Here is a 4,026-nt window from a genome sequence, read left to right as displayed (position 1 = left end):
ACCGGCAGGTCCGGCCCGGGGGGTTCAGCGATCGGTTCGCATTCCACTCATCACCTCCAGACGTCGTGCGGTGCGCACCCGACGCTAGGGACGTGCGGCCGTCCGCACAGCGGTCTGCTCCGGCCAACGGCCGCACCCGGACACCGACGTCCGGGTGACCTATTGCGGACGGTGGCCGGACCCGCCACTGCCGCCGGTGGCGGTCGGACCGCCAGGATTGGCCTCGCTGGTCGGGGGACCGCAGTCACCAGGAGGAGATCATGTCCAAGCGCATCATCGGCGCCGTGCTCGCCGCGGTGTTCGCCGCCGCGACCTTCGGCGCGGCCGCCGTGAGCACCACCGTCGTGCTCGGCTCCGGCCCGGACGACCCCCCGACGACGTGCCAGGCCCCGTTCCTCGAGTGCGGGGACGACGACTACGGCTGGACCCTGCCCGGCACGTGACCCGTCAGTTCAGCCAGCCCAACCGGGTGGCCGCGTACACCGCGGCCACCCGGTTGTCGGCTTGCAGGGCCTCCAGCAGACCCGAGACGTACCGGCGCACGGTCCGTTCGCTGATCTTCATGTGCCGGGCGATCGCACCGTCCGTCATGCCGGTGGCCAGCAGGTCCAGCACCTTGGCCTGGGTCGGCGTCAGCCCGTTGCGCGAACCGGCCTCCTGCGTCCCGACCGGCACCGCCTGGCTCCACACCAGCTCGAACAGCATCCGCAGCGCGGCGATGATCGTCGGCGTCCGGACCAGGAGCGCGCCCTCCATGCCCGTCGGGTCCAGCGGCACCAGCGCCGAGTGCCGGTCCGCGATGACCATCTTCATCGGCAGCTCGGGCACGGCGCGCATCTGCCAGCCCGCCTTGATGTTGCCCTCGACCATGTCGCGCGAGCTCTCGAACTCCAGCACCGCCCGCTCGCACACGTTGCGCAGCACCACGCCGCGCTCGGCCACGACGGCCGGCAGCGTCATCACGGTCTGCGCGTTGGGCGCCTTGCGGAAGTGCCGCGTGGAGAACGTCACGAACTCCTCCCGCGCCGACAGGCACAGCTCGAACGAGATCTGACCGATGCGCTGCGGGTCGGTGAGGATCTCGATGTCGCTGGTGTCACCGGAGGAGTTCGCCATCCGGTAGGCCGCCTGGAGCGCGTCCAGCTGGTGCCGCGCGGCCACGATCGCGCGCTGCTGGTCCAGCACCTGCTGCTGCGCGGCGAGGATGGCGTGGTCGACCGCCCGCACCGGTTCGACCGGCGCGATGGTCGGGTCGCCGCGGTAGTCGCGGCGCACGAAGCCCTTCTCGAACAGCTCCGCCATGTCCGTGCTCTCGGCGCGCGGGTCGTCCACCGCTATCGGCCCGCCGCGCACCAGTGCGTCGTAGAGCGCCCCCGCGCCCATGGACAGCAGTCCTTCGAGCATGCCCCACCCCCGCCGTGTCCCCCCGACCCGGCCCCAGCGTACGGGCGTGTCCAGTGGCGGCCAATGGCCGATCTGCCACCTACGTCCCGCCTTTGCCCTGGCCCCAGGCTCGTGACGACGAACAACGAGGAACTACGACGAGCCAGCACGGAAAGGCAGGACCATGGGGTTCCACGAGCGAGCGACCCGGCTGCTGCTCTCGGCGGTGATCGCGGCAACGGTGTTCGGCGCCGGCGGCGTCGCCACCGCGGCGCCATCGGCGGGCACGGGCGGCGAGGGGCAGCCCGCCGCCGTCTCCGGCTACCGGGCCGAGCCCGGCACCGCCACCACCGTGGTCACGTCGACGTCCGCGTCCGGCACCGTGACGACCCAGGTCGCCACGCCTGCGGTGACCCGGTCGGAGATCATCACCCGGGCCCGGACCTGGGTCACGGCCGGCGTGCCGTACAGCCAGAGCGACTACTACGGCGGCTACCGCACCGACTGCTCCGGCTTCGTGTCGATGGCGTGGAAGCTGGGCGAGTCGCTGACCACCCGCAGCCTCGACCAGGTGTCGCACCGCATCGACAAGGACGACCTCAAGGCGGGTGACATCCTGCTCAGCCCGGACAACCACGTGGTCATCTTCGAGAAGTGGGCCGACTCCGCCCACACCGAGTACTACGAGTTCGAGCAGACCCCGCCCAGGGCCGTCTACCGGAAGATCCCCTACCCGTACTACAGCGGCAGCTACCTGCCCTACCGCTACGACCAGGTCGTCGAGGACGACGGCGAGACGACCTCGCTGCCCGGCCTGTCGACCATCTCCCGCTCGGCGGGCGACCTGGACGTCTTCGCCGCCACCAGCGACGGCCACCTCAAGCACCGCAACATGGACGACGGCGTCTGGAGCTGCTGGGCGACCCTGCCGTACAACGCGAAGATCAAGGGCGACCCGGCCGCGATCTACTCCAGCGGGCGGATCGACGTGTTCGCGCAGGGCATCGACAACCGGTTGAAGAAGATCACCTGGACGTCCGGCTACGGCTGGTACCAGTGGGCCGACATGGGTGAGTACACGGTGACCTCGTCGCCTGCGGTGACCAGTCGTTCGGCGACGGGGATCGACGTGTTCGCGAAGAACGCGGCCAACAAGATCGTCTACCGGCACTACGACACCGCGCAGGGCTGGACGACCGACTGGTCCAACATCGGGTTGAACGCGGCTTCGGTGACGGCCACGAGCGCACCGGCGGCCGTCGCGAACGCCGACGGCAGCCGCATGAACGTCTTCGCCCGCGCGACCGACGGGAGCCTGCTGTCGCTGATGTGGACGCGTGACGCCGGTTGGTACAGCTGGGCGGACCGCGGCGGCAACTTCACCGGCCGCCCGGCCGCGTCGACCCGGGGCGGCAACAGCGTGGACATCTTCCTGCGCGACCACGACGACAGCCTGATCCACCGCTACAGCCCCGACGGCGCCGACTGGACGACGTACGCGGCCAGCGACTTCGGCGGCCACATCTTCACCAGCCCCGCGGCGGTGTCGATGAGCGGTCGGCGGATCGACGTGTTCACCCGCAACAGCAACGCCGACCTGATCCGCAAGACGTGGACCAGCACGAACGACTGGTACGACTGGGCCGGGCACGGGGCCGTGGGCGCTCCCGCCTGCTGATCCCGGTGGACGGCGGCCGGCCCGAGCCCGGGCGCCGTCCACCCCTCCCCGCCTTCCTCCCGCAGCACCGCCTTGCCCGAAACAGGAGCGCACCGTGAAGTTCCCATCGAGCCGGACCGCGGCCGCGGCCCTCGCCGCCGTGACGTTGAGCGCGGGCCTCACCGTGCTCGCCGCCACGCCGCCCGAGGCGTTCGCCGACGACATCCGGGCCTGCGACCCCGACGGCACGACCTCGCAGGACGTCACCATCGGCCGGCAGCTCGACACCCAGCTCGACCGGGACATGAAAGGCCGGATGGACGCCTACGAGACGTCGTGCGCGCGGGTCGTCGTGGAGACCGTCAAGGCCCGCGGCCTGTCGTCGAGAGCGGCGACCATCGCCATCGCGACCGTGATCGTCGAGTCGCACCTGCGCAACGTCAACTACGGCGACCGCGACAGCCTCGGCCTCTACCAGCAGCGCGACTCCTGGGGCACGGCCGCGCAACGCCTGCACCCGCCCACCGCGACCAAGGCGTTCCTGGACGTGATGCAGCAGTTCTACCCGAACGGCTCGTGGGCGACCGCGCCGATCGGGGAGGTGGCCGCGGACGTGCAGCGCCCGGCCGCCGAGTACCGCTACCGGTACGGCGTCCAGGCCGCCGACGCCCAGCTGATCGTCAACGCGCTGTGGAACGCGGCACCCGGCACCTCGACCACGCTGCCCGGCCTGTCCACGATCTCGCGGGTCGACGGCGGGCTGGACGTGTTCGCCACGACCAGCGACGGCCACCTCAAGCACCGCAACCTGTCCGCCGGGGTGTGGGGCTGCTGGGCGACGTTGCCGTACAACGCGAAGATCAAGGGCGACCCCGCCGCGATCTACACGAACGGGCGGATCGACGTGTTCGCGCAGGGCATCGACAACCGGTTGAAGAAGATCACCTGGACGTCCGGCTACGGCTGGTACCAGTGGGCCGACATGG

Annotated in this window: 4 protein-coding genes; 3 read left to right on the top strand and 1 reads right to left on the bottom strand. The window is 70.9% G+C overall.

Annotated elements, in window-relative coordinates:
• Positions 1 to 260: 260 nt before the first annotated feature.
• A complete protein-coding gene (locus tag AB0G02_RS30720) occupies positions 261 to 443 on the top strand; it encodes a hypothetical protein (RefSeq protein ID WP_360800914.1) in 183 nt (60 codons plus the stop codon).
• A gap of 4 nt (positions 444 to 447) precedes the next feature.
• On the opposite strand, the gene AB0G02_RS30715 is transcribed toward AB0G02_RS30720, so the two are convergent.
• Positions 448 to 1,404 carry a LuxR C-terminal-related transcriptional regulator gene (locus AB0G02_RS30715; RefSeq protein WP_360800911.1) on the bottom strand — a complete coding sequence of 319 codons (957 nt, stop codon included), beginning with the start codon at positions 1,402 to 1,404 and terminating at the stop codon, positions 448 to 450.
• 163 nt (positions 1,405 to 1,567) lie between these two features.
• Between AB0G02_RS30715 and AB0G02_RS30710 the strand changes: the two genes are divergently transcribed.
• Both AB0G02_RS30710 and AB0G02_RS30705 read left to right on the top strand, forming a co-directional pair.
• Complete coding sequence (locus tag AB0G02_RS30710) at positions 1,568 to 3,061, top strand: hypothetical protein (protein ID WP_360800908.1); 1,494 nt, start codon at positions 1,568 to 1,570, stop codon at positions 3,059 to 3,061.
• A 94-nt stretch (positions 3,062 to 3,155) separates the two neighbouring features.
• On the top strand, positions 3,156 to 4,026 hold an 871-nt coding region (locus tag AB0G02_RS30705; protein ID WP_360800905.1), incomplete at its 3' end, for a hypothetical protein.

The sequence above is a fragment of the Actinosynnema sp. NPDC023658 genome (assembly GCF_040639995.1).
GTDB lineage: Bacteria > Actinomycetota > Actinomycetes > Mycobacteriales > Pseudonocardiaceae > Actinosynnema.
The sequence above is the reverse complement of the archived record's forward strand: the minus strand, read 5'-3'. Positions and strand labels throughout refer to the sequence as shown.

Bases quoted from the DNA above. Each gene is read 5' to 3' on its own strand.
- AB0G02_RS30715 (WP_360800911.1), bottom strand. From the start codon at position 1,404: ATGCTCGAAGGACTGCTGTCCATGGGCGCGGGGGCGCTCTACGACGCA.
- AB0G02_RS30710 (WP_360800908.1), top strand. From the start codon at position 1,568: ATGGGGTTCCACGAGCGAGCGACCCGGCTGCTGCTCTCGGCGGTGATC.
- AB0G02_RS30720 (WP_360800914.1), top strand. From the start codon at position 261: ATGTCCAAGCGCATCATCGGCGCCGTGCTCGCCGCGGTGTTCGCCGCC.